We start from the raw sequence: 23,979 nt of genomic DNA on the forward strand, positions 1-23,979 counted from the left end.
AGGTCTGTCGGCCGACGGCGGCGCCCTTCGGACAGGACGGGCGGCCTCAGCCCTCGGCGGTGGGCGACTCGTCCGCCGCCCCGCCGGTCCCCGGCAGCTTCTGGTCCGCCAGCAGCGACAGCACCTTGGCGATGTACGTCTCGGTCCCGGCCTTGGTGATGCCGAGGCCGCTGAGGACGCCCTCGCCGTTCTCCTGCTCCAGGAGCGCCAGCAGGATGTGCTCGGTGCCGATGTAGTTGTGGCCGAGGCGCAGGGCCTCGCGGAAGGTGAGTTCCAGGGCCTTCTTGGCCTCGGGGCCGTAGGGGATCAGGTCGGGCATGTCGTCCGCGGCGGGCGGGAGCGCGGCGGTCGCGGCCTGCCGTACGGAGTCCAGCAGGACGTTCTGCTCGATGATCGCCTTCGCCGCCAGGCCCTCCGGCTCGGCCAGGAGCCCGAGGACGAGGTGCTCGGGCCGGCCCTCGGGGTTGCGGGCCGCCACCGCCTCGTTGTGCGCGGCCACGACCACGTTCCGCGCGCGCGGTGTGTAGCGGCTGAAGCCCTGGCCGGGGTCGAGGTCGTTGGACTCCTTCGGCACGAACCGCTTCTGGGCCGCCTGCCGGGTCACGCCCATGCTCTTGCCGATCTCGGTCCAGGAGGCGCCGGAGCGGCGGGCCTGGTCGACGAAGTGGCCGATCAGGTGGTCGGCCACGTCATCGAGGTGATCGGCGGCGAGCACCGCGTCCTGGAGCTGGTCGAGGGGTTCGGGGTGAACTTTCTTGATGGCCTCGATGAGGTCGTCGAGGCGCACGGATGCCGTGATGTTCGGGTTGGTCGCCATGTGTCAACCGTAGGTTGCCTCCCTGGTGATGTCAACCGATGGTTGACAGTCCAATCTTCCAACGGATGGACGGGAGCGCCCTCCCGGCACCGGCATCCCTGGGCCATTACCGTGGTCGCGCCCCGCGCCCCGGCTTCCGGCCGCCGGGACATCCCCCCGGTATTTATCCACAGGCTGTGGACGACGCCCGGTCCGCTGTCGGTGGGGCATGGCACGATCGAAGGCGTGACCAGCACTGCCACCACCGTCGAGCGGGCCTTTCGGGCCGCGCTGTACGACGACACCGACACCGGGCTCGACACGGGCGCCTCCCTGCTCGCCGCCGACTCCTCCGCCGATGCCGAACTCGCGCGGCGCGGCGAGGAGTTCGTCGCGACGGCCTGGCAGCGTGGCTGGCAGCCCGCCGATGTCGTACGGCTGGTGCGGCGCGAGCTGGCGGAGGCGCACGTGAGCCTGGCGGCCGCGCTGATCCGGGTGCAGGCCGGCCGGGACCGCGCGCGCGGGCGCCGGTGGAACGCCCAGCTGGCCGAGCTGCCCGAGGCGCCCGCGCGCGACGCCGACCGCTTCTCGCGGGCCACGACCGCGCTGGAGCTGTACCGCCTGCTGCTGCGGCTGCCCGCCCTGGAGCCGCTGCAGGACGAGCCCCGCCGCGCGGCCGGTCCGCAGGCCTCCCGCATGCTCGCCCGGATCCGCGCGCTGCTCGCCAAGGCCGAGGCGACCGGGTATCCGGAGGAGGCGGAGGCGCTGAGCGCCAAGGCGCAGGAGCTGATGGCCCGGCACAGTGTCGACGAGGCGCTGCTCGCCGCCGAGGCGCCCGCGCCGGACGCGCCCGGGGCCTGCCGGATCGGGGTCGAGCCGCCGTACGAACAGGCCAAGGCGGTGCTGCTGGACGCGGTGGCGGGCGCGAACCACTGCCGCGCGGTGTGGAACGAACCGCTGGGCTTCTCCACGGTCGTCGGCTTCGAGGCGGACCTGGAGACGGTCGAGCTGCTCTACACCTCGCTGCTGGTGCAGGCCACGCACGCGATGGCCGGGGCGGAGGCCGCGCAGCGGGCGGGCGGGCGCAAGCGGACCAAGACCTTCCGGCAGTCGTTCCTCGCCGCCTACGCCCACCGCGTGGGTGACCGGCTCGCGGCCGTCGCCGAGAGCCAGGTCAGCCAGGATCTGCTGCCGGTCCTGGCCACCCGGGAGATAGCCGTCATGGACCGGATGGAGCGGATGTTCCCGCAGACCACCACGGCCCGGCTGCGCGGGGTGAGCGACGCGGCCGGATGGACGGAGGGCGCGCGGGCGGCCGACCGGGCGCAGGTCCGCTCCCGCCCCCGCCTCGAATGAACCTGGGCGGATGAACCTGGGCGGATGAGTCCGGGCGGGCGCGCCTGGCGGGTGCGTCCGAGCGGATGGCCCGAGCGGATGCGCCTCCCGACGGTTCCGCGGGCCGCGTCGGTTCCGCGGGACGCCTCAGTCGCCTCAGTCGTGTCAGTCGCCGACCTGCTGGAAGGCGCTCACCGAGGCGTTCGGGGCGCCGCCCTGCTCGGCGACGGGGCCGTACGACCAGGGGAAGCTGCGGGAGGCGCTGGTGCCGGGCAGGGTGATCTGCACGGTCTTCGCGTCCAGGCCGGTCTTGGCGCCCGCCTTGCCGCGCACGTAGGTGATGGTGAAGGTCGCCGAGTCGCCCTTGTTGAGCTTCAGCTTCTGGGCCTTGGCGCCCTTGAGCACGGGCACCTTGGCCTGGGCACCGCCGGCGCCGAGCACGGCACCGGCGAAGTCATCCAGGGTGCAGGGGGCGCTCTGGTTGGTGAGGCTGACGGGGATCTCGCCCGTGTCACCGACGCCCGGGGCCACGCTCGCCGACCCGATCTGCACGGAGACCTTGCCGATCTCGCAGGCCGAGCTGTTCTTGCCGCTGGTGCCGCTGCTCTTGCTGCTGCTGCCGCCGTTGCAGGCGGTCAGCAGCAGGGCGGCGGCGAGGGCGGTGACGGTGAGCGGAATGGCGCGCATGAGCAGGTCCCATCGAGGTCGTGACGGTGCCCCTGCATCATGGCGCCTGCGGCCCGGCCGTGTTCGCCCACCCCTCCGGAATCACCACTTCAGGTGGGTCACTTCTTCGGGTGAGCCGTCGGCACGGTCGGCAGACTGCCGCCCTCCGCCTTGCTGTACGTCTCCTGGCCCGCCTTGCCCGACCACGTCACCTTCAGGGACTTGGAGTCGACCGAGTCGACCATGCCGGTGCCCCGGTCGTCGCTGCCGCCGGGGCAGGTCAGATGGATCATCTGCATCCCCGACTGCTCGCCCGCGGTGCCCTGGCACCACGCCTTCTGGCCGGTCACGAAGAGTCCGGCCTTCTTCCCGCTGATCACCAGCGCCACGATCTTGCCGCCGTTCGTGGTGACCCAGCTGCCCTGGAGCTTGCCGGACGCGCCGGTCACGGCTGCGGAGCCCGAGGGCGACGAGGAGGGCGTCGCGGTGGAGCTCGGCGTGGTCTTGGCGGTGCTCTTGTCGCTGCCGCCCCCGCTGCACGCGGTCAGCGCGGCGAGCGCGCCCACCAGCCCCGCGGCCACGACGGCGGTCCGCACCCTTGCGGGCGCAACCCTCGCAACCTTCGCGGTCCGTGCAGCCCTTGCAGTCGCAGAAGTCACCGGAAAAGCTCCCAAGCTGTAGCGGCCGGCCGCCCTCGGCCGGGCGGCCCGCAGCAAGCTACCAGCCCTTACCAGGAGGACTTCCGGACCCCGGGCAGGAATCCGTTGTGAGCCTGCTCGCGCAGACTCACCCGGGACAGGCCGAAGGCGCGCAGGTAGCCGCGCGGACGGCCGTCCACCTGGTCGCGATTGCGCACGCGCGTGGCGCTCGCGTCCCGCGGCTGCCGGCGCAACTCGCGCTGCGCGGCGAGTCGCTCGGCGTCCGAGGACGACGGCCGCCGGACGACCTCCTTCAGCTCGGCGCGCCGGGCGGCGTACCGGGCCACGATCTCCTTGCGGCGCTCGTTCTTCGCGATCTTGCTCTTCTTCGCCATCAGATCCGCACCCCCCGGGCGCGGATCCGGGCCACGGCCGCCTCGACACCGATCGCGTCGACGGTCTTCACGGCCCGCGCGCTCAGTCGCAGCCGGACGTAGCGCCCTTCACCGGGAAGCCAGTAGCGCTTGCTCTGGATGTTGGGGTCGAAGCGGCGGGAGGTGCGCCGGTGGGAGTGGGAAACGCGGTTGCCGAAGCCCGGCCGGGCTCCGGTGAGCATGCAGTGCGCGGACATGGTGACGCAGCTCTCCTCAGGCATAGTTCGTAATGGATTTCATTTTCAGTAAGATAGCAGCATGGCACGCAACGAACTCCGCCCGGTCATCAAGCTCCGGTCCACCGCCGGGACCGGCTTCACCTACGTCACCCGCAAGAACCGCCGTAACGACCCGGACCGTATGACGCTGCGCAAGTACGACCCGGTCGCCGGCCGGCACGTCGACTTCCGAGAGGAGCGCTGAGCCGCCGCCATGCGCAAGGGAATCCACCCGGACTACGGGCCCGTCGTGTTCCGTGACCGTGCCGCCGGCCACGCCTTCCTCACCCGCTCGACGCTCGTGAGCAGGGTGAGCGGGAAGACGATCGAGTGGACGGACGGTCGCACCTACCCGGTGGTCGACGTCGAGATCTCGAACGTCAGCCACCCCTTCTACACCGGTACCGCGCGCGTGCTGGACACCGCCGGGCGCGTGGAGCGCTTCGAGCGCCGGTACGGGAAGCGGGGCGGCGCGTGAGCCTGGCGGTGGCCGTCGTCGGCGGGCTGCACGCCGACGCGCGCAGGGCCGCCGTCGACCGGCTGCTGGCCGACGTGCCCGGCAGTGTCGTACTCCACCACGACCTGGCGACGGCCGCCGCCGGTACGGTCGTTCGCACGGTCCGCGACCGCGGCGGGGTCCTGTCCTCGGGCGGGACGCCGCTGGTCAACGACTGCGCGTGCTGTGCGCTGCGCGAGGATCTGGTGCCCGAGCTACGGCGGCTCGCCGCCGACGGCGCGACCCGGCTCGCCGTCGTCGAGCTGTGGGACTCGGTCGAGCCCAGGGCGATGGCCGAGGTGATCGCGTCGGGCGGGCTGACCGTCACGTCCGTGATCACCGCCGTCGACCCGGCGCTGGTCCTGCCGTACCTCGGCAACGGCGACGACCTCGCCGAGGCGGGCCTCGCCGCGGCCGCCACCGACCAGCGCACGATCGCCGACACCTTCGCCCGTCAGCTGGAGTACGCCCCCGTCCTGGCCGTCGCCGACTCCCCGGAGGCCGACGACGAGGACCGCGAGCTGCTCGCACAACTCCACCCGACCGCCCGCCAGGTCCCGATCGGCCACGGCTCCCTGCCGGGCACCCCACCCCCACTCCCGCCGTCCAACGGGGTCGCACCCGCATCAGACCCGGCAGCTGCACGTGCACCGGAGCCGCGAGCCCCGGAAGCCCCTGAAGTGCCGGAAGGGCAACAGCCGCCGGGTCCCCTCGCCCGCGCCGCCCTCGCCGGGTTCGATGTCGAGGCGGCCGCGGCGGCGCAGCATCCGGCCTGTGCCCGGTTGCCCGCCGAGGCCGACGGGCACGGTGTCTCGACGCTGGTCTGGCATCGTCGCCGGCCCTTCCACCCGGAGCGGCTCTACGCGGCACTGGAGGACCTGACCTGTGCCGCGGCCCGCAGCCGGGGCCGGTTCTGGCTCGCCGACAAGCCCGACGCGCTCCTGCACTGGGACGCGGCCGGCGGCGCGCTGTGCGTGGAGAGCGCGGGGCCGTGGCTGGCGGCGCTGCCGGACGCGGCCTGGGAACTGGTGCCGCCGGTGCGCCGGGCCGCCGCCGCGCTGGACTGGCACCCGGAGCACGGCGACTGCTGCAACCACCTGGTCTTCACCTCGCCCGGCCTGGACCGCGACGGGCTCGTGCACCTGTTGGAGACCTGTCTGCTCACCGACGCGGAGTACGCCGCCGGCCGCGACGCCTGGAAGCGGCTCACGCCCGCCTTCGACACCCTGCTGGAGATCTGATGTCCCGCAAGACCGACCGCACGCCCCGCACCCGCCCGAACCCCCTGGACCAGGCCGGGGTCACGTACATCGACTACAAGGACACCGAGCTGCTGCGGAAGTTCGTCTCGGACCGCGGCAAGATCCGCAGCCGCCGCGTCACCCGGGTCACGACGCGGCAGCAGCGGCAGCTGACGCAGGCGATCAAGAACGCGCGGCAAATGGCGCTGCTGCCGTACTTCAGCAGGTGAACACGGAGGTGGGGCTATATAGGTAGGTGATTCCCTACGATTGACGCGTAGGGGATCGCCTACCTATTCTTCGGGCATGACCATCACGCACGCCTCATTCGTCACGCTTCCCGTCTCCGACCAGGACCGCGCCCTGCGCTTCTACCGGGACGTCCTCGGTCTGGCGGTCACCGCCGACCGGGACATGCCCCAGGGCCGCTGGCTCCAGGTCGCCCCCGAGGGGGCGCAGACCGTCTTCACGCTCTCCGGTCCGGGCATGGGTGATTTCGAGCCCGGCTCCGCGCGGGGGATCATGTTGGTCACGACCGACGTCGACGCGGACTGCGCCCGGCTCGCCGCGGCCGGGATCCCCGTGCAGGGCCCGGACGAACTGCCCTGGGGGCGCATGGCCTCCTTCGCGGACCCCGACGGCAACGGTCTGATGCTGCTGACGGAGAAGGAAGGCTTCTGACCAGCCGATGAACGGGACCGCCGCGGCCGCCGAGGACCGCGTCTTCGCCGCGCTCGCCAACGCCACCCGCCGCGAGGTACTGCGGCTGCTGCGCGAGCGCGGGCCGCAGCCGGTCCAGGCCCTCGCGGACCACTTCGACATGCGCCGCCCGAGCCTCTCGGAACACCTGAAGGTGCTCCGGGAGGCCGGCCTCGTCTCCGAGCAGCGCTCCGGGCGTCAGCGCATCTACCGTCTCCGGGCCGCCCCGCTCGCCGAGGTGCAGGACTGGCTCCACCCGTACGAGCGGTTCTGGCGCGAGCAGTTGAAGGGCCTCGGTGATCTGCTCGACCGCATGCCCGACGATGACCGGCCATGAGCACCGAACCCGATGACGGCATGACGCCCGATGACGGCATGACGCCCGATGACGACCTGACGACCGTCCGCGTCGACCAGTTCTTCCCGCACCCGCCCGCCAAGGTCTGGCGCGCCCTGACCGACCCCGATCTGCTCGTGCATTGGCAGATGCCCGGAGCCGAGGGCTTCCGGCTGGAGGTCGGGCACGTGTACCGGATGACCTCCGTCCCGCGTCCCAACGCCGACTTCTCGGGCGTCGTGGAGGTGCGGGTCCTGGCCTACGACATCGAGCGGATGCTGTCCGTCCGCTGGGCGGACGCCGATCGGGCCAACCGGGCCGACTGGACGATCACGTGGACCCTGGAACAGGAAGGGCGCGGAACGCGTCTGTTCCTAGTGCACGAGGGGTTCGATCCGGACGACCCGGCTCAGCTGATGGCGCGGAAGATCATGGACGGGGGATGGCGGGGGCATGTCCTGCCTGCTCTGGGGCAGACGCTCGAACGGCTTCGGTGACACAGGCGTCTTCCCGGCGGGCAAAGCGAACGTCAAAGCTGTAACCATGGGAACACCACGCGTGCACGTGCATTTGCTCATGCATCCGCACGTGAACGGGGTTATGATCCGGGTCAGTTGACTACAGCATCCATGGCCACACCAGCCAGTGCACCAGCGGGGAGCGACCTGTGGACCGCGACGTTGACGGCGTGTACGGGGGGTACGACGTGTGCAACGTGTACAACGGCATGGCTGCGACGCAGCTGGACGGAGTGGCCTGGCAGAAGAGCAGGCACAGCAACTCGCAGGGCTCCTGCGTGGAGTTCGCCCGGCTGCCGGGCGGTGAGGTCGCCGTACGCAACTCGCGTTTCCCGGACGGGCCCGCGCTCGTCTACACGCGCGCGGAGATCGAGGCGATGCTCCTCGGCATCAAGGACGGCGAGTTCGACCACCTGATCGCCGGGTGACGTGACGGATCCGGCGGTGCCCGTGGTGGCAACGATGTCGGGCCGGGCGGGGAATCCGGGGCGACGCGCGTAGAAAGTGTGCGTGGCCGGGCGCTGCACCGAGTCAGGTCGTCGGCCGGAGCCGGAACAGCGCCCAGACGACCTTGCCTTCGAGCGTGCCCGCGAGCGGGTGCCAGCCCCAGCTGTCGGCGAAGGAGTCGACCAGGAACAGCCCGCGCCCGGACTCGGCCGAGAAGTCGTCCGAGTCGCGTGGGGTCGGCGTCTCGTGGCTCGGGTCGCGCACCGCGCACACCAGCCGCTCGGTCCAGCGCATCAGGTGCAGCCGGGCGGACGGGGCGGTGTGCGCGGCGCACGCCGTGTCGGTCGGCACCGCGTGGCGCAGGGCGTTGGTGACGAGTTCGGAGACGACGAGGCATATGTCGTCGAAGCGGTCGCCGACGTCCCACTGGTCGAGGGTGGCGCGAGTGAAGCACCGTGCCTCGCGCACCGCTTCGTAGCGGGCGGGCAGGGCGCAGGACGCGGCGTCCGACACGGCTGCGGGATCCAACGGCGGAAGGCCCTGCCGTAACGGCTTGAGCATGGTCGATCCATTCGTTCCCATGCGAGGCACTCCCGGGGAGTTCGCGGTCGTTGCGATGCAGCGGTGGCGCGGCACCATGGTTTCGGAAGCGCAGAGCAGATGCAAGGGCAGATGCACGTGCACGCGACCGAAATGGCACTGCCCGTACCGCTTCTTGGCCATTTTTTCTGCCATCTTCAGCGTGATTGCCATCAGTGGTCCTGACCTCTTCCCGTCAGACGCAGGCAGAAACGGCCGAGCTCTTTCCGTTTCCGTAACCGGGCGAGTACTGCGCGAAGCGTTTTAGTGGCAGACTGCGGCCCCTAGGACGGGTTGGGGAGGCTGGCGAACGTGAGCGCGGGAGAGCCCGGATCGGTGGTGCGGCGGATGCTGCTCGGCTCGCAACTCAGGCGGCTGCGTGAAGCACGGGGGATCACGCGCGAGGCGGCGGGTTACTCGATCCGCGCATCCGAGTCGAAGATCAGCCGGATGGAACTGGGCCGGGTGAGCTTCAAGGTCAGGGACGTGGAAGACCTGCTGACGCTGTACGGCATCACCGACGAGGCCGAGCGCCAGTCACTGCTCTCCCTCGCCCGCGAGGCCAACGTGGCGGGCTGGTGGCACAGTTACACCGACGTCCTGCCCAGCTGGTTCCCCACCTACGTGGGCCTGGAGGGCGCCGCCTCGCTGCTCCGCGTCTACGAGGTCCAGTTCGTCCACGGCCTGCTCCAGACCGAGCAGTACGCGCGCGCGGTGGTGCGGCGCGGCATGACGGGCGCGAGCCCGGACGACGTCGAGCGCCGGGTCGCCCTGCGCCTGGAGCGGCAGAAGTACCTGCTCGCCGACGACGCCGCCGGTGCCCCCGAGTTCCACATCGTCCTCGACGAGGCCGCCCTGCGCCGCCCGTACGGCGACCGCGAGGTGATGCGCGGTCAGCTCCAGCACCTCATCGACGTCTCCGAGCGGCCCAACGTACGCCTCCAGGTGATGCCGTTCCGCTTCGGCGGGCACTCCGGCGAGAGCGGCGCCTTCACCATTCTCAGCTTCCCGGACGCCGACCTGTCCGACGTCGTCTACGTGGAGCAGCTGACCAGCGCCCTCTACCTCGACAAGCGCGAGGACGTCGCCCAGTACGAGCAGGCGCTGAAGGAACTCCAGCAGGACAGCCCGGGCCCCGACGAGAGCCGGGATCTTCTGCGGGGTCTCCTCCAACTCTCCTGAAACGTAAGTACGATGACATGCGATCAGACCTTGACCGGATCTGTCCGCGAGTGATTGAGGGATCACATGTCGTCCTACTTCAGCGACCTGGCCCAGCAGTACATCGACGGCGCATGGCGTCCGGGCACCGGCTCCTGGGACGTCATCGACTTCAACCCGTACGACGACGAGAAGCTGGCCTCGATCACCGTGGCCACCGTCGACGAGGTGGACCAGGCCTACCGGGCCGCCGCGCGCGCCCAGAAGCAGTGGGCCGAGACCAACCCCTACACACGGCGTGCGGTCCTCGAGCGCGCCCTGCGGCTGATAGAGGACCGCGAGCAGGAGATAGCGGACCTGATCATCGCGGAACTGGGCGGCACGCGCGTGAAGGCCGGTTTCGAGCTGCACCTCGCCAAGGAGTTCCTGCGCGAGTCGATCCATCTCGCGCTGCGTCCCGAGGGCAGGATCCTGCCCTCCCCGGCCGACGGCAAGGAGAACCGCGTCTACCGGGTGCCGGTCGGGGTCGTGGGCGTGATCAGCCCGTTCAACTTCCCCTTCCTGCTGTCGCTGAAGTCGGTCGCCCCGGCCCTCGCGCTCGGCAACGGCGTGGTCCTCAAGCCGCACCAGAACACCCCGATCGCGGGCGGCACCCTGATCGCGAAGATCTTCGAGGACGCCGGGCTGCCCGGCGGCCTGCTCAACGTCGTCGTCACCGACATCGCCGAGATCGGCGACGCCTTCCTCGAACACCCGGTCCCGAAGGTCATCTCCTTCACCGGCTCCGACGCGGTCGGCCGGCACGTCGCCACCGTGTGCGCCAAGCACTTCAAGCGCTCGGTGCTCGAACTCGGCGGCAACAGCGCGCTGGTGGTCCTCGACGACGCCGACCTCGACTACGCGGTGGACGCGGCGGTCTTCAGCCGGTTCGTGCACCAGGGCCAGGTCTGCATGGCCGCCAACCGGGTCCTCGTGGACGCCTCCGTCGCCGACGAGTTCACCGAGAAGTTCGTCGCCAAGGTCCGCACCCTGAAGACCGGCGACCCGCGCGACCCGCGGACCGTCATCGGCCCGGTGATCAACTCCCAGCAGGCGGCCGCCCTCTCCGGCACCGTCGAGCAGGCGCTCGCCGAGGGCGCCACGGCCCTGGTCCGGGGCGCCACGGAGGGCAACCTCGTGGAGCCCAGCGTGCTCACGGACGTCCCGGCCGGCTCCGCGCTGCTCCGGCAGGAGGTCTTCGGCCCGGTCGTCTTCCTCATCCGGTTCGACGGCGAGGAGGAGGCGGTCCGCATCGTCAACGACACTCCGTACGGCCTCAGCGGTGCCGTCCACACCGGTGACATCGAGCGGGGCGTCGCCTTCGCCAAGCGGATCGACACGGGCATGTTCCACGTGAACGACGGCACGGTCCACGACGAGCCGCTCGTGCCGTTCGGCGGTGAGAAGCACTCCGGCATCGGCCGGCTGAACGGCGAGACGACGCTGGAGGCGTTCACGACCATCAAGTGGATCTCGGTCCAGCACGGGCGCAGCGGCTTCCCGTTCTGACCGGGTCCGTCTTCGGCGGTAGCCGGTGGCAATAACCTGGACCGCATGTCAGCGATCCGTCTTCTCGTGCTGGGCGCGGTACGCCAGCACGGGCGGGCCCACGGGTACCAGGTGCGCGGCGACCTGGAGTACTGGGGCGCGCACGAGTGGTCCCACGCCAAGCCGGGCTCGATCTACCACGCCCTGAAGCAGATGGCCAAGCAGGGGCTGCTGCTCGCGCACGAGATCGCGCCGTCCACGGCCGGCGGCCCGCCCCGCACCGAGTACGAGGTCACGCGGCAGGGCACCGAGGAGTACTTCGCCCTGCTGCGCGAGGCGCTGGTCACGTACGACCAGCGCGGCGACATGAAGACGGCCGCCCTCGGCTTCATGGTCGACCTGCCCCGGGCCGAGGCGGTGGAGCTGCTGAAGGAGCGCTCGCGGCGGATCGAGGCGTGGCGGGCCTCGGTGACCGAGCACTACGTGCCCGAGGGCGGGTCCGCCCAGCTCGGTCACATCGGCGAGATCATGAACATGTGGGTCCACACGGCCGACTCCGAGGACGCGTGGACCCGGGGCCTCGTGGAGCGCCTGGAGACCGGCGCGTACACCTTCGCGGACGAGGGCGAACCGTTCGTCGGCGTGCTCGCCGAGGGCGAGGAGAACCCGTACGCGACGGGGGAGCGGCATCCTGAGGACGACCGCTGAGGGAGCGGCCGGTTCAGAGTCCGTCGCCCTCGGCGCCGGTATCGGCGCCGTCGTGGACGGGCACCGGGAGGCGGGCGCCACGGCTCTGGGCGATCCGGAGTACGGCGGTCAGCGCCTCGCTCATCCGGGCCAGCAGGAACCGGAGCTGGGCGGGCGTCGGTCCGTCGTCGGCGAGCAGGTCGCTCGCGTGCCCGAGCAGATCGTGGGCCATGCCGAGCTGCACACGCTCGACGGTGTCGGCGATCCGGGACATCTGCCCCGACCCGTCGGTCACGAGATAACAGGGCTTGCCCCCATGCCCCGTCCAGGGCAGCAGCCGGGTCCCGTTCCCGCCGGACATCACTTGCCCACCTCGGCATCCAGACAGGCGCCCACTCCGATGCCGGGCACCCGGCCCGCGACGAGACGGGGCACGTAGGGCGTGGGCGGCGGGGAGGCCGCCGTACTCGGACGGCGTCGGCGGCGCAGTGGCCCGAAGAGGCGGCGGACGAAGCGGTGACCCATGTCGCGAACTCGCTTTCTGTGTCGAACTGATCACACTGTGCGGTCACGCGGGCTAGCCTCGCCAGAGGGAAGCGTGTGACGGAGCATTTGTCACAAGGGAGTTGATCCGGTGGGCAGCAAGTACGGCGACTGGCTCCGGGAGCAGCGCGAGGCGGCGGGGCTGACGCAGCAGCAGTTGGCCGACATGGCCGTCATGACGCGTTCGCACATCGCGCATATCGAGGCGGGGCGCAGGGTGCCGTCGAAGGAGGACGCGAGGCGGCTGGATGTGGCACTGAACACGGGGAATGTGCTCAGTAGTTTTCTGCCGCGGGAGGAAGAGTCGATCGCCGACTACTTCGAGGCGGTGCGCGTACTCGAACAACAGGCGGTGTTGATCAAGGAGTTCGCTGTGGCGTACTTCCCGGGCATCCTTCAGACGGAAAGGTACGCGCGCGCGATTCTCGGCGCGTTGTCCCCTCCGGTGGGTGAGGAGGAGTGTGACCGGCGTGTTGTCACACGCCTTGAGCGCGCGAAGATTCTGGAAGATCCAACGACGCCGGTGGTGTGGGCGCTGCTGGACGAGTTGTTGTTGAGGCGCCCGGTGGCTAGTGGGGGCGTCATGGCGGAGCAGATCATGCACGTCGTTCATCTGGCAGAGGCCGGACGCATCCGCGCTCATGTGATGCCGTTTGATGCAGGCCAGCACCCGCTTATGCAGGGCATGCTCAAACTGATGTGGTTCGAGGATCAGCCGCCGCTCGCGTACGGTGAGACTCACCGAATGGGGAAGCTGCACGATTCCCCGTCCGTGGTCAGGGAGCTGCAGCATCACTACGATCTCGCGATGAGCGACGCGATGCCGCTGAAGGAGTCACTGGCCTTCCTCAGGGCCAGTGCGGAGGAGTACGAGCACCATGGCTGACCGATCCATACCGAACGCCGCCTCGCTGAGCGGTTGGCGGAAGTCCTCCTACAGCAACTCCGAGGCCGGTGACTGCCTCGAAGTCCTCGACCACCACCCCTCCGGCGTCCCCGTCCGTGACTCCAAGCGCCCGGAGGGCCCCGCGCTCCTCGTCGCGGGGCCCGCGTGGGCGTCGTTCGTCGCGGGGGTCAGGGGCGGAGCCCTGCGCCCCTGAACACCGTCTAGTGATGGAACCCCGTCGCCGCCTCTTTGTCCCGAGTCAACGGATGTGGCTGGCGGCGTAGTTGGGGCAGCAGGCGGGTCAGGTCGTCCAGGAACAGGTCGGCCAGGTCGTGCGAGAAGCCGTTGCGGCACACGATCCGCAGGGCGGACAGGTCCTCGCGGTTCGCCGGGAAGGTGTACGCCGGCACCAGCCAGCCGCTCTCGCGCAGCCGCCGGGAGACGTCGAAGACGTCGTACGCCGTGACGTCGTCGGCCGTGGTCAGGGCGAACACCGGCAGCTCGTCCCCGTGGGTGAGAAGCCTGAAGTCGCCCAGTTCTCCGATGCGTTCGGCCAGCGCGGTCGCCACGTCCCGGGTCGACTGCTGCACCGCCCGGTAGCCGTCGCGGCCGAGGCGCAGGAAGGTGTAGTACTGCGCGACCACCTGCGCGCCGGGCCGGGAGAAGTTGAGCGCGAAGGTCGGCATGTCGCCGCCCAGGTAGTTCACCCGGAACACCAGCTCCTCCGGCAGCGCCTCAGCGTCCCGCCACAGTGCCCAGCCGACGCCGGGGTACACGAGCCCGTACTTGTGCCCGGAGGTGTTGATCGAGGCCACGCGGGGAAGGCGGAAGTCCCACTCCAGGTCCTCGTCCAGGAAGGGTGCCACCATGCCGCCGGACGCGCCGTCCACGTGCACCGGGACGTCGAGTCCGGTGCGCTCCTGGAGGGCGTCCAGGGCCGCGCACAGGTCGGCGATCGGCTCGTAGGAGCCGTCGAAGGTCGAGCCGAGGATGCCGACGACCCCGATGGTGTTCTCGTCGCACAGCTCGGCCGCCGCCTGCGGGTCCAGATGGAAGCGGTCGCCCTCCATCGGCACCTGCCGGGCCTCCACCTCCCAGAAGTTGCAGAACTTCTCCCAGCACACCTGGACGTTGATGCCCATGACCAGGTTCGGGCGGGCGCCCGGAGAGCGGTCGGCGTTGCGCGCCGCCCAGCGCCGTTTCAGCGCCATCCCGGCGAGCATGCACGCCTCGCTGGACCCGGTCGTCGAACAGCCCACCGCCGCCGACGGGTCGGGCGCGTTCCACAGGTCGGCGAGCATCGCCACACAGCGCCGTTCCAGCTCGGCCGTGCGCGGGTACTCGTCCTTGTCGATCATGTTCTTGTCGCGGCACTCGCCCATCAGCACCCCGGCCTGCGGCTCCATCCAGGTGGTGACGAACGTGGCCAGGTTCAGCCGGGAGTTGCCGTCCAGCATCAGCTCGTCGTGCACCAGCTGGTACGCCGTGTTCGGGGGCAGCGGGCCGTCCGGGAGCCGGTGCGTGGGCGGGGCCTCGGTCATGCCGGCGACCGGATTGGCCTCACCGAAGAACGGGTTGACCGACATCACGCGCTTCTGGTGCTGCTCGGGACCTTTGTGCAGGGCCATGAAACGTGCCTCCAGGAGTTCGGGAACGGATCGGCGGGATCAGCGGACCGGGGTGCCGTCCGGCCGCAACTGCATCTGCGGACGCCCCGTCACCAGCAGCCAGGCGGGCAGCGAGGCGATGCACAGCAGGGTGAGGACAGCGGGCGAGGCCACCAGGACGGCGGCGGTGAACAGGCTGACCCAGCCGTGTCGCGTGACAGCCAGGAGCATGCCCAGGACGCCCGTCGCCACGCCCACCGAGGGCTGCACGGCCGGAACGAGCGCATGGGCGCACAGGCCCAGCGACGTGCCGATGAAGACCGCCGGGAAGATACGGCCGCCACGGAAGCCGCAGGCCGCCGCCACCAGCAGCGCCGCCAGCTTCACCACCGTCATCACGGCGAACCGCCCCGCCGGCCAGCCCTGCGGGTGCCGGGCCAGCTCCTCGACCTCCGCCAGCCCCTTGAACAGCGTCAGATGCCCGCCCAGCGCCCCCAGCGCGCCCAGCACGAGCCCGCCCGCCGGCAGCATCAGCATCGGGTGCCGCAGCCGCCGGAAGGCCGCGTGGACGTACGGGAAGGCGTACACCGCGCTCATGCCGAGCAGCGCGGCGGCCGGGGCGATCACCACGGCGGCCAGCACGTCCTTCGCGTCGAGGTGGCGCAGCGGCGGCAGCCCCAGGTCGAAGGTCGGGTGGAAGACGAGGTCGGTCGTCAGGGCCCCGCACGTGCCGGCCGTGAGCGGCGCGAACAGGTTGTCCCACAGCCGCCCCCGCATCGGCTTCCCGGCCAGCGCCTCGGAGACGACCAGCGCCGCCGCCACCGGGGCGCCGAACAGCGCGCCGATCGTCGCCGACTCGGCCAGCACCGGCCACAGCGAGTCCGGTGTCCGAGGCAGCAGCCGGGTGCCGAGCCAGGCCGCGAGGCTCACGTTCACGGCGATGACCGGGTTCTCCGGGCCGAGGCTCGGCCCGCCGGCCAGCATCAGCCCGGCCGCCAGCACCAGGCCCGGCAGCACGACCGGCGGCAGGACCGGGGCGTCCAGGCCGAGCGTCGCCGGGTCGGGGCCGGCGTGGCCCGGCACCTTCCAGACCACCAGCCCGACCGCGATCCCGGTCGCCACGAGCATGACGAACATCCACAGCGCCGAGTAGCGGCCCACCCCGAGCGCGTCCGGCAGTGGTCCCCACAGCACGTGCTGCAGCTTCTCCGCGGCCGCGCTCACCCCGACGAAGACCAGGGCCGCGGCCACGCCCACGACGGCGGCGGGCAGGATGAACGGCAGCAGGGACCGTGCCGGAGCCGTGGAAGCGGTCGGGGGCGGCTGCCGCACGGTGTCCTGGGCCACGACCTCACCATAAACGGATAAAACGGACTAAACGCGTAGGGCGAGCACAGTGCGTGCGGCATCCGGGGTGATCCGGAGCCCGGACCGGCTTGCACCTCACGCCACGTGAGGCCTCAGCGTGGAGGGCGTACCGACGACAAGGAGCGGAAAAGTGAGCTACTCCGTGGGACAGGTCGCGGGGTTCGCCGGGGTCACGGTGCGCACCCTGCACCACTACGACGAGATCGGCCTGCTGGTGCCCGGCGGGCGCACGCACGCCGGGCACCGGCGCTACACCGACGCCGATCTCGACCGGCTCCAGCAGATCCTGTTCTACCGGGAGCTCGGCTTCCCGCTCGACGAGGTCGCGGCCCTGCTCGACGATCCGGCGGCGGACCCGCAGGACCACCTGCGCCGTCAGCACGACCTGCTGACCGCCCGGATCGAGCAGCTGCAGAAGATGGCCGCGGCCGTGGAGCACGCCATGGAGGCACGCACGATGGGCATTCAACTCACCCCCGAGGAGCGGTTCGAGGTCTTCGGGGACAAGGACCCCGAGCAGTACCGCGAGGAGGCGGAGCAGCGCTGGGGCAACACCGAGGCGTACGCGGAGTCCCAGCGCCGCGCCGCCACCTACACCAAGGAGGACTGGAAGCGCATCCAGGCCGAGGTCGACGACTGGCAGGAGCGCTACGCCGCCCTGGTGGACGCCGGCGAGGAGCCGACCGGCGAGGCCGCGACGGACCTCGCCGAGGAGCACCGGGAGCACATCGGCCGGTGGTACTTCGAGGTGTCGTACGAGATGCACCGGTGCTTCGCCGAGATGTACGTCTCCGACGAGCGCTTCAAGGCGTTCTACGACGCGGTGCGGCCGGGCCTCGCCGAGCATCTGCGGGGCGCGATCCTCGCCAACGCCGAACGGCGCACCTCCTGACCGGTCCCGGCCCGGGTGCGCACGAGCTCGCTCCCGGGCCGGGACCGCGGTCACTCCTTGGCGAGGACCACCGCGGTGCCGTAGGCGCACACCTCGGTGCCCACGTCGGCGGCCTCGGTCACGTCGAACCGGAACGCGAGCACGGCGTTGGCACCACGCGCGCGTGCCTGCTCCACCAGGCGCTCCATGGCCTGGTTGCGGGTCTGCACGAGCGTCTTGGTGAGACCCTTCAGCTCGCCGCCGATCATCGACTTCAGCCCGGCGCCGATCTGGCTGCCGAGGTGGCGCGAGCGCACGGTGAGTCCGAAGACCTCGCCGATCACCTGTTCCACCCGGTGTCCGGGCACGTCGTTCGTCGTCACGACCAGTACGTCCGGCTGCGGCTCCTGGCCGCCGCCGTAGTCTTCGAGTCCCATGCGTCACAGCTTTCTCTCAGTCGTTCCCCAGTGCATCCTGGAGACATCGGTGGAACCTGGGGCGGTCACCTCACGTTGATAGCTTTGGGCGGCACTCGCAGGGAAGCACGCCGTTCAGCCGCCGCAACCGCCTTCACCCCTTCAGGAGCCCGGACCCGTGATGACACTCGCCCTCGGCCCGAGCTGGCTCGATCCCAACAACCTGCTGGACAACTTCGGCATATGGGGCCTGCTGCTCGTCGTCTTCGCCGAGTCCGGCCTGCTCATCGGGTTCTTCCTGCCCGGTGACTCGCTGCTGTTCACCTGCGGCCTGCTGATCACCTCGCATCAGATGAACTTCCCTCTGTGGGGCGCCGTCGGCCTGATCTGCCTCGCCGCGGTACTCGGCGACCAGGCGGGCTACATGTTCGGCAAGAAGGTCGGTCCGTCCCTCTTCAACCGCCCGGACTCCCGCCTGTTCAAGCAGGAGAACGTCACCAAGGCGCACGAGTTCTTCGAGAAGTACGGCCCGAAGTCCCTGGTCCTGGCCCGCTTCGTGCCCGTGGTGCGCACGTTCACACCGATCATCGCGGGCGTGAGCGGCATGAAGTACCGCTCGTTCGTGACGTTCAACGTCATCGGCGGCACCCTGTGGGGCGCGGGCGTCACGCTGCTGGGTTCCTGGCTCGGCAAGATCGACTTCGTCAAGAACAACATCGAGGCGATCCTCATCCTGATCGTCCTCGTCTCCGTGGTCCCGATCGCGATCGAGTTCCTGCGCGCGCGGAGCAAGGCCAGGAAGCAGGAGGCCGCCCGCCCCGAGCCGCGGCCCGTCCCGCAGCAGTCCCGGCCCGCGTACCAGCAGCCGGTGACGGACGACGCGACGGCCCAGCTCCGCCGCATCGAGCCGACCGAGCCGGAGCCGTACGCCTACCAGCAGCCGCAGTACCAGCAGCAGCCTCAGCATCTTCAGTACCAGCAGCAGCCTCAACAGCAGCCGCAGTATCAGCAGCAGCCGCAGCAGGAGTGGGACCAGCAGCAGTACTACGACCAGGGGCAGTACCAGCAGCACGGACAGCAGCAGCACGGACAGCAGCACTACGGGCACCAGCAGTACGACCAGCAGCAGTACGCGCCGAACCCGTACGACCAGAGCCCCTACCCGGACGGCTACCGCAACCAGTAGGCCGCTCAGAACCCCCTGGTCCGCTTCGCGGCCCTGCGCTTCCCGGCGGAGGGGATCCGCAGGAACAGCCGGGAGATCTCCGAGCCCAGGTTGACCCCGATGGCGATGGCCATGGCGAGTGACGCCGCCTTGGCCAGCGACACCAGCCCCTTGTCCACCTGGTTCTGGGCCATGCTGAGCAGCCCGAAGTACGTCGCCGAACCGGGCAGCAGCGGCCCGATCGCCGCCGTCGTGTACGGCAGCGCCGACGCGAACCGGTAGCGGGACAGCAACTGCCCGAACAGGCCCACCAGCCCCGCCGCCACCGCCGTGGAGGCCACCGGCGAGATGCCGCCGACGTAGTGCATCGCGCCGTACACCGACCACGCGACGCCGCCGTTGAGCGTCACCCAGAGCACGGTCGAACGTTCCTGCTGGAGCAGGACCGCGAAGGTCAGCGACAGCACCATGGACGCCGCGATCTGGATCAGCGGCCGTTGGTTGATCATCATCGCCGCGTCCGGGTTCAGCGTGCCGCCGACCTTCACGCCGAAGTACAGGACGAGCAGCACGCCGGTGACGATGCCGACGAAGAAGTACATGACCTCCAGCAGGCGCGCGGAGGCGGTGATGTAGAAGCCGGTCAGGCCGTCCTGCACGCCCGCCACCAGCGCCCGCCCGGGCAGCAGCGCGAACAGCCCGCCGGTGACCACGGCGGACGCCTTCACGTCGACGTCGGCCAGCGCGAACGCCACCCCGATCGCGGCTGGCGGCATCGCGGCGACCGTGAACTGGTAGAACTCCGGCAGTCCGCGCCCCGCGCACAGCCAGGCCAGCCGGTCGCCGAGCATCGCGCCGATGGCCGCCGCGACGAACACGATCAGGTCACCGCCGACGAGGATGGAGGCGGCACCGGCCAGCAGTCCGCCGGCGAGGGTCAGCACCCAGCCGGGGTAGGGGTGCCGGTTGCGGCGGATCTCCGCGAGGCGCCGGTAGGCCTCCTCCAGCGAGACGTGCGTCTCCGGGTCGGTCAGGTCGTCCACCAGCCGGAACACGGCCGCGAGCCGCGTGTAGTCGGTGCCCCGCCGCCGTACCGTCCGCGACGCCGTCACCGGGTCGTCCACCAGCGACGGCTGGTGCGAGATCGACAGCAGCGTGAAGGTGACGTTCGGCTCGCAGCGGTCCAGGCCGTAGGAGCGGCACACCGCGAACATCGCGGCCTCCACGTCCTCCGCGCCCTCCCCGCCCGCGAGCAGCAGCTCCCCGATGCGCAGCGTCAGGTCGAGCACGCGCGGAACCGCCGGGCCCTCCTCCTCGTGGCGCTGCACGGGCTCGGGCGCCGGCCGCTCGGCCACCGGCATGCGCAGCATGGTGCGCATGCGGTCCTGCCACGGCGCGTCCTTGACCAGGCTGACCGCCGGCATCCCGTAAGCCGGGGTGAACGCGCTCGGCGCGCTGTAGGCGCTCGGCAGGCTGAACGCCGACCCCTCGGGCTCCGCGCCCGGCGCCTGCGGCACGGCCAGCCCGTCCGGCACGGCGAACTCGGACGTGGTCTCCGGTTCGACACCGCCCTCGGGCACCTCGATGCCCTTGGGAATGGCGAACTCGGACGTGATCTCCGGGTCGTACCGCGCCTCGTCCGACCGGGGCTTGCGGTCCTCCGCCTCCGTCACCACGCACCGCTCCCTGAACGTCACCCTCCTGCAGACCTCAGTATGCGCATGCCTGCGCGGCGGGAACACAAACGGGCCGCACGCGTGCGCGTGCGGCCCGTTTCAGCGGGACGGATCCGGCTCAGTGGCCGCCCGTCTCCTTGAAGCGCTTGTACGACCGCTCGATCTCCGCCTCGGCGTCCGTGCGGCCCACCCAGTTGGCGCCCTCGACGGACTTGCCGGGCTCCAGGTCCTTGTAGACCTCGAAGAAGTGCTGGATCTCCAGGCGGTCGAACTCCGACACGTGGTGGATGTCGCGCAGGTGCTCCACACGCGGGTCGGTGGCCGGGACGCACAGCAGCTTGTCGTCGCCGCCCGCCTCGTCCGTCATCCGGAACATGCCGATCGCGCGGCACTTGATCAGGCAGCCCGGGAAGGTCGGCTCGTCCAGGATGACCAGCGCGTCCAGCGGGTCGCCGTCCTCGCCGAGGGTGTTCTCGACGAAGCCGTAGTCGGTCGGGTAGGCGGTCGAGGTGAAGAGGCGACGGTCCAGGCGGATCCGACCGGTCTCGTGGTCCACCTCGTACTTGTTGCGCGAACCCTTCGGGATCTCGATCGTGACGTCGAACTCCACCGGTGGCTCCTCCATGATCAGCACATAGTTCTGGTGGTTAAGTGTCCCTCACGCACGTGTGTGATCGCGAAAGGGGCTGGTGGTCGTGCCGGAGCCGAGGCCGTGGCGGGCCGCAGGACCGCAGATGGAGCGGATTGCGAACGCCGTACGACCGCGTCTGGCGCGGGCCGTCGCAGCCGTACGGCCGCGGGCCGCGCGGCTGACCCGGGCCCTTGCCTCCCGGTCCCCGCACCTCCCCCGTCCGCGGGCCGTCAGGACCTGGCAGTACACCGCGGGCGCCGCCACCGTCGGCCTCGCACTCGCCGCCGGCGTGGTGACGGTGTCCGGCCCCTGGGACGCCAACGGTCAGCGTACGGCCGAGCGGGACAGAGCGATCGCTCTCGAACGCTCAGGTGGCGCAGATCACGGCGGTTCCGGCGCGGCCGCCGGGGCGCCGCGGCCCGCGCCGAGCGCCGCGCCCGTCCTGGTGGGCCTGGACGCCGTGACGCAGGCCGTCGGCACCAAGCAGGCCGCCCCGGGTGGAAAGCCCCTCCCGGACGTCCTCGGGCCCCTTCTGGGCGCTCCCGCGCTCGGCGACAGCCACGCGGCGTCCGTCGTCGACGTCACCACCGGCAAGCGCCTGTACGGCAGCGCCGACACCACGGCCCTCACGCCCGCCTCCACCACCAAGATCGCCACCGCGGTCGCCGCCCTGTCCGCCCTCGGCCCCGACCACCGTTTCACCACCCGCGCGGCCTTCGAGCCCGACACCGGCGAGCTCGTCCTGGTCGGCGGCGGCGACCCCACGCTGACCGCCCACAAGGAGGCCGACACCTGGGCGAGCCTGCGGCAGCTCGCGGCCGACACCGCCCAGGCGCTGCACAAGCGCGGCATCCGCAAGGTCACGCTCTCCTACGACACGACCCTGTTCACCGGCCCCGCCCTGCACCCCATCGGCGTCAACGACAACCTCGCCCCGGTCAGCGCCCTGACCGCCGACGAGGGCCGCACCGACGACTCCGCCGACGGCCCGGCACCCCGGGTGAGCGACCCGGCGAAGGACGCGGCGGCCAAGTTCGCGGCCTACCTGAAGTCCGCGGGCGTCACGACCACGCCCCCCGGCCCCTCGAAGGCCTCCACACGCGCGCAGACCCTCGCCACGGTCTCCTCGCCCCCCTTGGCCGACATCGTCGAGCGGATGCTGACCAACAGCGACAACGACATCGCCGAGACCCTGGCCCGCCAGACGGCGCTCGCGAGCGGTCGGCCGGGCAGCTTCGACGGCGGTGCCGAGGCGATCTCCGCGCGGCTGACGAAGCTGGGCCTGCCGATGGCCGGTGCGTCCTTCCACGACGGCAGCGGCCTCAACCGCGACGACCGGCTCACCCCCGACCTGCTCACCGGCCTGCTGGTCACGGCCGGCGACCCGGCCCGCCCCGGCCTGCGCCCCGTCCTCACCGGCCTGCCCATCGCCGGCTTCACCGGCACCCTGACCAGCCGTTACGCCGATGGCGCCGCCGGCGTCGTACGCGCCAAGACCGGCACCCTGACCGGCGTCAACACCCTGGCCGGCACGGTCGTCGACGCCGACGGCCGCCTCCTGGCCTTCGCCTTCATGGCCTCCGGCACGACGAACCCCGACGAGGCCCAGTCGGCCCTCGACCGGACGGCCACCGCGCTGGCGGGGTGCGGATGCAGCTAGCCACGCGCGCGTGCTGCGCGTTCACACAGCGGGCCACGCGCGTGTGCTGCGCGTTCACACGGCCTGCCCGAAGTGGGAACGCTCACGTACGGTTGACGGCATGACTGGCTTCGGTGGCACCACATCTCCCGGGATGGTCGACTGGAACCTCGCGGTGGCGACCGCGACACGGCTCGTGCGACCGGGCCCCGACGTCAGCCGCGACGAGGCACGCACCGTCGTCGCGGAGCTGCGACGGCACGCGAAGGCCTCGGAGGAGCACGTCCGGGGGTTCACCCGGATGGGCACCGGCGAGATCCACGACACGCCGGTCCTCGTCGTCGACCGCCCCGGCTGGGTCCGGGCCAACGTCGCCGGCTTCCGCGAGATCCTCAAACCACTCCTGGAGAAGATGCAGGAGCGGCGCTCCGGGACCCCCGGCAACGCGGTCCTCGGCGCCGTCGGCGGCAAGGTCACCGGGGTCGAACTGGGCATGCTGCTGTCGTTCCTGTCCTCCCGGGTCCTCGGCCAGTACGAGACCTTCGCCCCGGCCACCCGCGAGCTGCCGGCAGGCGAGAACGGCGGCGGCCGGCTCCTGCTCGTCGCGCCCAACATCGTCCACGTCGAGCGCGAACTCGACGTCGAACCACACGACTTCCGCCTGTGGGTGTGTCTGCACGAGGAGACCCACCGCACGCAGTTCACCGCCGTGCCCTGGCTGCGCGACCACCTGGAGGGCGAAATCCAGTCGTTCTTGGCGGAGACCGACGTCGACCCCATGACGTTCCTGGAGCGCATCCGCGAGGCCGCCCAGTCCCTGGCGGGAGGCCGCCCCGAGGGCGAGGAGGACGACGGCGGCCGCTCCTTCGTCGAGCTGGTGCAGACCCCCGCCCAGCGCGAGATCCTCGGCCGCCTCACCGCCGTGATGTCCCTGCTGGAGGGCCACGCCGACTTCGTCATGGACGGCGTCGGACCGAGCGTCGTACCGTCCGTGGCCGAGATCCGCGAGAAGTTCCAGCAGCGCCGCGCCAAGGGCGCCTCCCGGCTGGATCTCGCACTGCGCAAGCTGCTGGGTCTGGATGCCAAACTGAGGCAGTACCGGGACGGCGAACGGTTCGTGCGGGCCGTCGTCGAGCAGGTCGGCACCGACGGCTTCAACCGGGTGTGGACCTCGCCCAACACCCTTCCCACCAAGGCCGAGATCGCCAAACCGGCGGACTGGGTCGCGCGGGTGCACCGCAAGGCCGAGTCGTGAACGCGCCGGCCGCGTCGTGAATCGAATTCGGCCTGCGGCAGGCGAACGCCCCTCCAATCACCCGTCCGAGGGACCGTGAGCCTTGCGTAGGCGTGCAATGCTCGGGGAACCTCCCGGTTCTGTCACCATCTACACACTCTGAG

Annotated in this window: 31 protein-coding genes; 18 read left to right on the forward strand and 13 right to left on the reverse strand. The window is 70.9% G+C overall.

The window, feature by feature from the left end; genetic code table 11:
* Positions 1-46 precede the first annotated feature (46 nt).
* Entirely contained in the window at positions 47-817 is a 771-nt protein-coding gene (locus BIV23_RS27355) for a Clp protease N-terminal domain-containing protein (protein WP_071383634.1), read from the reverse strand.
* 225 nt (positions 818-1,042) lie between these two features.
* On the opposite strand from BIV23_RS27355, the gene BIV23_RS27360 reads away from it, so the two are divergent.
* Positions 1,043-2,152 carry a DUF2786 domain-containing protein gene (locus BIV23_RS27360; protein WP_177240048.1) on the forward strand — a complete coding sequence of 370 codons (1,110 nt, stop codon included), beginning with the start codon at positions 1,043-1,045 and terminating at the stop codon, positions 2,150-2,152.
* Between the two features lie 144 nt (positions 2,153-2,296).
* Here the strand turns inward: BIV23_RS27360 and BIV23_RS27365 are convergent, their stop codons facing one another.
* From BIV23_RS27365 to rpmB, 4 genes are all read right to left on the reverse strand, one after another.
* The gene (locus BIV23_RS27365) at positions 2,297-2,818 is read right to left on the reverse strand and encodes a DUF4232 domain-containing protein (protein WP_071383635.1); all 522 of its coding nucleotides are present in this window, start codon (positions 2,816-2,818) and stop codon (positions 2,297-2,299) included.
* Between the two features lie 98 nt (positions 2,819-2,916).
* On the reverse strand, positions 2,917-3,393 hold the full coding sequence (locus BIV23_RS27370) for a hypothetical protein (protein ID WP_177240049.1): 477 nt from the start codon (positions 3,391-3,393) through the stop codon (positions 2,917-2,919).
* Between the two features lie 131 nt (positions 3,394-3,524).
* Positions 3,525-3,830, reverse strand: coding sequence for a 30S ribosomal protein S14 (gene rpsN / locus BIV23_RS27375; protein WP_071383636.1), 306 nt, complete (start codon positions 3,828-3,830; stop codon positions 3,525-3,527).
* The gene (gene rpmB / locus BIV23_RS27380; RefSeq protein ID WP_071373260.1) at positions 3,830-4,066 is read right to left on the reverse strand and encodes a 50S ribosomal protein L28; all 237 of its coding nucleotides are present in this window, start codon (positions 4,064-4,066) and stop codon (positions 3,830-3,832) included. Before rpmB ends, rpsN begins: the two co-directional genes overlap by 1 nt.
* A gap of 61 nt (positions 4,067-4,127) precedes the next feature.
* On the opposite strand from rpmB, the gene rpmG reads away from it, so the two are divergent.
* The 8 genes from rpmG (at position 4,128) to BIV23_RS27420 (ending at position 7,806) form a co-directional block, all read left to right on the forward strand.
* A complete protein-coding gene (gene rpmG, locus BIV23_RS27385; protein ID WP_015658813.1) occupies positions 4,128-4,292 on the forward strand; it encodes a 50S ribosomal protein L33 in 165 nt (54 codons plus the stop codon).
* Positions 4,293-4,301: 9 nt separating this feature from the next.
* Positions 4,302-4,565, forward strand: coding sequence for a type B 50S ribosomal protein L31 (locus BIV23_RS27390; RefSeq protein ID WP_071383637.1), 264 nt, complete (start codon positions 4,302-4,304; stop codon positions 4,563-4,565).
* Positions 4,562-5,824 carry a GTP-binding protein gene (locus BIV23_RS27395; RefSeq protein ID WP_071383638.1) on the forward strand — a complete coding sequence of 421 codons (1,263 nt, stop codon included), beginning with the start codon at positions 4,562-4,564 and terminating at the stop codon, positions 5,822-5,824. Before BIV23_RS27390 ends, BIV23_RS27395 begins: the two co-directional genes overlap by 4 nt.
* A complete protein-coding gene (gene rpsR / locus BIV23_RS27400; protein WP_071383639.1) occupies positions 5,824-6,054 on the forward strand; it encodes a 30S ribosomal protein S18 in 231 nt (76 codons plus the stop codon). Before BIV23_RS27395 ends, rpsR begins: the two co-directional genes overlap by 1 nt.
* 76 nt (positions 6,055-6,130) lie before the next feature.
* On the forward strand, positions 6,131-6,505 hold the full coding sequence (locus BIV23_RS27405) for a VOC family protein (RefSeq protein ID WP_071383640.1): 375 nt from the start codon (positions 6,131-6,133) through the stop codon (positions 6,503-6,505).
* 7 nt (positions 6,506-6,512) lie between these two features.
* On the forward strand, positions 6,513-6,860 hold the full coding sequence (locus BIV23_RS27410) for an ArsR/SmtB family transcription factor (protein ID WP_071383641.1): 348 nt from the start codon (positions 6,513-6,515) through the stop codon (positions 6,858-6,860).
* Complete coding sequence (locus tag BIV23_RS27415) at positions 6,857-7,357, forward strand: SRPBCC family protein (protein ID WP_245790664.1); 501 nt, start codon at positions 6,857-6,859, stop codon at positions 7,355-7,357. The genes BIV23_RS27410 and BIV23_RS27415 overlap by 4 nt, the downstream gene beginning before the upstream one ends.
* A gap of 170 nt (positions 7,358-7,527) precedes the next feature.
* Positions 7,528-7,806, forward strand: a complete 279-nt coding sequence (locus tag BIV23_RS27420; RefSeq protein WP_071373266.1) for a DUF397 domain-containing protein — start codon at positions 7,528-7,530, stop codon at positions 7,804-7,806.
* A 103-nt stretch (positions 7,807-7,909) separates the two neighbouring features.
* On the opposite strand, the gene BIV23_RS27425 is transcribed toward BIV23_RS27420, so the two are convergent.
* The gene (locus BIV23_RS27425) at positions 7,910-8,386 is read right to left on the reverse strand and encodes an ATP-binding protein (RefSeq protein ID WP_071383642.1); all 477 of its coding nucleotides are present in this window, start codon (positions 8,384-8,386) and stop codon (positions 7,910-7,912) included.
* A gap of 366 nt (positions 8,387-8,752) precedes the next feature.
* Between BIV23_RS27425 and BIV23_RS27430 the strand changes: the two genes are divergently transcribed.
* The 3 genes from BIV23_RS27430 (at position 8,753) to BIV23_RS27440 (ending at position 11,800) form a co-directional block, all read left to right on the forward strand.
* Complete coding sequence (locus BIV23_RS27430) at positions 8,753-9,586, forward strand: helix-turn-helix domain-containing protein (protein ID WP_071383643.1); 834 nt, start codon at positions 8,753-8,755, stop codon at positions 9,584-9,586.
* Positions 9,587-9,652: 66 nt separating this feature from the next.
* A complete protein-coding gene (locus BIV23_RS27435) occupies positions 9,653-11,113 on the forward strand; it encodes an aldehyde dehydrogenase family protein (protein ID WP_071383644.1) in 1,461 nt (486 codons plus the stop codon).
* A gap of 45 nt (positions 11,114-11,158) precedes the next feature.
* Positions 11,159-11,800, forward strand: a complete 642-nt coding sequence (locus BIV23_RS27440; protein WP_071383645.1) for a PadR family transcriptional regulator — start codon at positions 11,159-11,161, stop codon at positions 11,798-11,800.
* Between the two features lie 13 nt (positions 11,801-11,813).
* Here BIV23_RS27440 and BIV23_RS27445 read toward each other — a convergent pair whose 3' ends face one another.
* Positions 11,814-12,140: a hypothetical protein gene (locus BIV23_RS27445; RefSeq protein WP_071383646.1), complete on the reverse strand. Its 327-nt coding sequence runs from the start codon at positions 12,138-12,140 to the stop codon at positions 11,814-11,816.
* Complete coding sequence (locus BIV23_RS50535; RefSeq protein ID WP_177240051.1) at positions 12,140-12,304, reverse strand: hypothetical protein; 165 nt, start codon at positions 12,302-12,304, stop codon at positions 12,140-12,142. The genes BIV23_RS27445 and BIV23_RS50535 overlap by 1 nt, the downstream gene beginning before the upstream one ends.
* 109 nt (positions 12,305-12,413) lie before the next feature.
* Between BIV23_RS50535 and BIV23_RS27450 the strand changes: the two genes are divergently transcribed.
* Both BIV23_RS27450 and BIV23_RS27455 read left to right on the forward strand, forming a co-directional pair.
* Positions 12,414-13,208, forward strand: coding sequence for a helix-turn-helix domain-containing protein (locus tag BIV23_RS27450; RefSeq protein ID WP_071383647.1), 795 nt, complete (start codon positions 12,414-12,416; stop codon positions 13,206-13,208).
* On the forward strand, positions 13,201-13,422 hold the full coding sequence (locus BIV23_RS27455; RefSeq protein ID WP_071383648.1) for a DUF397 domain-containing protein: 222 nt from the start codon (positions 13,201-13,203) through the stop codon (positions 13,420-13,422). The genes BIV23_RS27450 and BIV23_RS27455 overlap by 8 nt, the downstream gene beginning before the upstream one ends.
* Positions 13,423-13,429: 7 nt before the next feature.
* On the opposite strand, the gene gad is transcribed toward BIV23_RS27455, so the two are convergent.
* Positions 13,430-14,836, reverse strand: coding sequence for a glutamate decarboxylase (gene gad, locus BIV23_RS27460; RefSeq protein WP_071383649.1), 1,407 nt, complete (start codon positions 14,834-14,836; stop codon positions 13,430-13,432).
* A 39-nt stretch (positions 14,837-14,875) separates the two neighbouring features.
* A complete protein-coding gene (locus BIV23_RS27465; protein ID WP_071383650.1) occupies positions 14,876-16,162 on the reverse strand; it encodes an ion channel protein in 1,287 nt (428 codons plus the stop codon).
* Positions 16,163-16,313: 151 nt separating this feature from the next.
* On the opposite strand from BIV23_RS27465, the gene BIV23_RS27470 reads away from it, so the two are divergent.
* Positions 16,314-17,075, forward strand: coding sequence for a MerR family transcriptional regulator (locus tag BIV23_RS27470; protein WP_071383651.1), 762 nt, complete (start codon positions 16,314-16,316; stop codon positions 17,073-17,075).
* A 50-nt stretch (positions 17,076-17,125) separates the two neighbouring features.
* On the opposite strand, the gene BIV23_RS27475 is transcribed toward BIV23_RS27470, so the two are convergent.
* A complete protein-coding gene (locus BIV23_RS27475) occupies positions 17,126-17,491 on the reverse strand; it encodes a YbjQ family protein (protein WP_071383652.1) in 366 nt (121 codons plus the stop codon).
* A 157-nt stretch (positions 17,492-17,648) separates the two neighbouring features.
* Here BIV23_RS27475 and BIV23_RS27480 point away from each other — a divergent pair, with 157 nt between their 5' ends.
* Positions 17,649-18,656 carry a DedA family protein gene (locus BIV23_RS27480; RefSeq protein ID WP_071383653.1) on the forward strand — a complete coding sequence of 336 codons (1,008 nt, stop codon included), beginning with the start codon at positions 17,649-17,651 and terminating at the stop codon, positions 18,654-18,656.
* Between the two features lie 5 nt (positions 18,657-18,661).
* Here BIV23_RS27480 and BIV23_RS27485 read toward each other — a convergent pair whose 3' ends face one another.
* Together BIV23_RS27485 and BIV23_RS27490 are read right to left on the reverse strand one after the other, a co-directional pair.
* Entirely contained in the window at positions 18,662-20,308 is a 1,647-nt protein-coding gene (locus BIV23_RS27485; protein WP_071383692.1) for a threonine/serine exporter family protein, read from the reverse strand.
* Positions 20,309-20,429: 121 nt separating this feature from the next.
* Positions 20,430-20,921, reverse strand: a complete 492-nt coding sequence (locus tag BIV23_RS27490; RefSeq protein ID WP_018547987.1) for an inorganic diphosphatase — start codon at positions 20,919-20,921, stop codon at positions 20,430-20,432.
* Positions 20,922-21,045: 124 nt separating this feature from the next.
* Here BIV23_RS27490 and dacB point away from each other — a divergent pair, with 124 nt between their 5' ends.
* A complete protein-coding gene (gene dacB / locus BIV23_RS27495) occupies positions 21,046-22,602 on the forward strand; it encodes a D-alanyl-D-alanine carboxypeptidase/D-alanyl-D-alanine endopeptidase (protein WP_071383654.1) in 1,557 nt (518 codons plus the stop codon).
* Positions 22,603-22,702: 100 nt separating this feature from the next.
* Entirely contained in the window at positions 22,703-23,836 is a 1,134-nt protein-coding gene (locus tag BIV23_RS27500) for a zinc-dependent metalloprotease (protein ID WP_071383655.1), read from the forward strand.
* The last annotated feature ends 143 nt before the right edge of the window (positions 23,837-23,979 follow it).

The sequence above is a fragment of the Streptomyces monashensis genome (assembly GCF_001866665.1).
Classification (GTDB): Bacteria; Actinomycetota; Actinomycetes; order Streptomycetales; family Streptomycetaceae; genus Streptomyces; species Streptomyces monashensis.

Bases quoted from the DNA above. Each gene is read 5' to 3' on its own strand.
- BIV23_RS27355 (WP_071383634.1), bottom strand. From the start codon at position 817: ATGGCGACCAACCCGAACATCACGGCATCCGTGCGCCTCGACGACCTC.
- BIV23_RS27365 (WP_071383635.1), bottom strand. From the start codon at position 2,818: ATGCGCGCCATTCCGCTCACCGTCACCGCCCTCGCCGCCGCCCTGCTG.
- BIV23_RS27455 (WP_071383648.1), top strand. From the start codon at position 13,201: ATGGCTGACCGATCCATACCGAACGCCGCCTCGCTGAGCGGTTGGCGG.
- rpmB (WP_071373260.1), bottom strand. From the start codon at position 4,066: ATGTCCGCGCACTGCATGCTCACCGGAGCCCGGCCGGGCTTCGGCAAC.
- BIV23_RS27440 (WP_071383645.1), top strand. From the start codon at position 11,159: ATGTCAGCGATCCGTCTTCTCGTGCTGGGCGCGGTACGCCAGCACGGG.
- BIV23_RS27500 (WP_071383655.1), top strand. From the start codon at position 22,703: ATGACTGGCTTCGGTGGCACCACATCTCCCGGGATGGTCGACTGGAAC.
- BIV23_RS27405 (WP_071383640.1), top strand. From the start codon at position 6,131: ATGACCATCACGCACGCCTCATTCGTCACGCTTCCCGTCTCCGACCAG.
- BIV23_RS50535 (WP_177240051.1), bottom strand. From the start codon at position 12,304: ATGGGTCACCGCTTCGTCCGCCGCCTCTTCGGGCCACTGCGCCGCCGA.
- dacB (WP_071383654.1), top strand. From the start codon at position 21,046: ATGGAGCGGATTGCGAACGCCGTACGACCGCGTCTGGCGCGGGCCGTC.
- rpmG (WP_015658813.1), top strand. From the start codon at position 4,128: ATGGCACGCAACGAACTCCGCCCGGTCATCAAGCTCCGGTCCACCGCC.
- BIV23_RS27430 (WP_071383643.1), top strand. From the start codon at position 8,753: ATGCTGCTCGGCTCGCAACTCAGGCGGCTGCGTGAAGCACGGGGGATC.
- rpsN (WP_071383636.1), bottom strand. From the start codon at position 3,830: ATGGCGAAGAAGAGCAAGATCGCGAAGAACGAGCGCCGCAAGGAGATC.
- BIV23_RS27410 (WP_071383641.1), top strand. From the start codon at position 6,513: ATGAACGGGACCGCCGCGGCCGCCGAGGACCGCGTCTTCGCCGCGCTC.
- rpsR (WP_071383639.1), top strand. From the start codon at position 5,824: ATGTCCCGCAAGACCGACCGCACGCCCCGCACCCGCCCGAACCCCCTG.
- BIV23_RS27415 (WP_245790664.1), top strand. From the start codon at position 6,857: ATGAGCACCGAACCCGATGACGGCATGACGCCCGATGACGGCATGACG.
- BIV23_RS27445 (WP_071383646.1), bottom strand. From the start codon at position 12,140: ATGTCCGGCGGGAACGGGACCCGGCTGCTGCCCTGGACGGGGCATGGG.
- BIV23_RS27435 (WP_071383644.1), top strand. From the start codon at position 9,653: ATGTCGTCCTACTTCAGCGACCTGGCCCAGCAGTACATCGACGGCGCA.
- gad (WP_071383649.1), bottom strand. From the start codon at position 14,836: ATGGCCCTGCACAAAGGTCCCGAGCAGCACCAGAAGCGCGTGATGTCG.
- BIV23_RS27425 (WP_071383642.1), bottom strand. From the start codon at position 8,386: ATGCTCAAGCCGTTACGGCAGGGCCTTCCGCCGTTGGATCCCGCAGCC.
- BIV23_RS27390 (WP_071383637.1), top strand. From the start codon at position 4,302: ATGCGCAAGGGAATCCACCCGGACTACGGGCCCGTCGTGTTCCGTGAC.
- BIV23_RS27475 (WP_071383652.1), bottom strand. From the start codon at position 17,491: ATGGGACTCGAAGACTACGGCGGCGGCCAGGAGCCGCAGCCGGACGTA.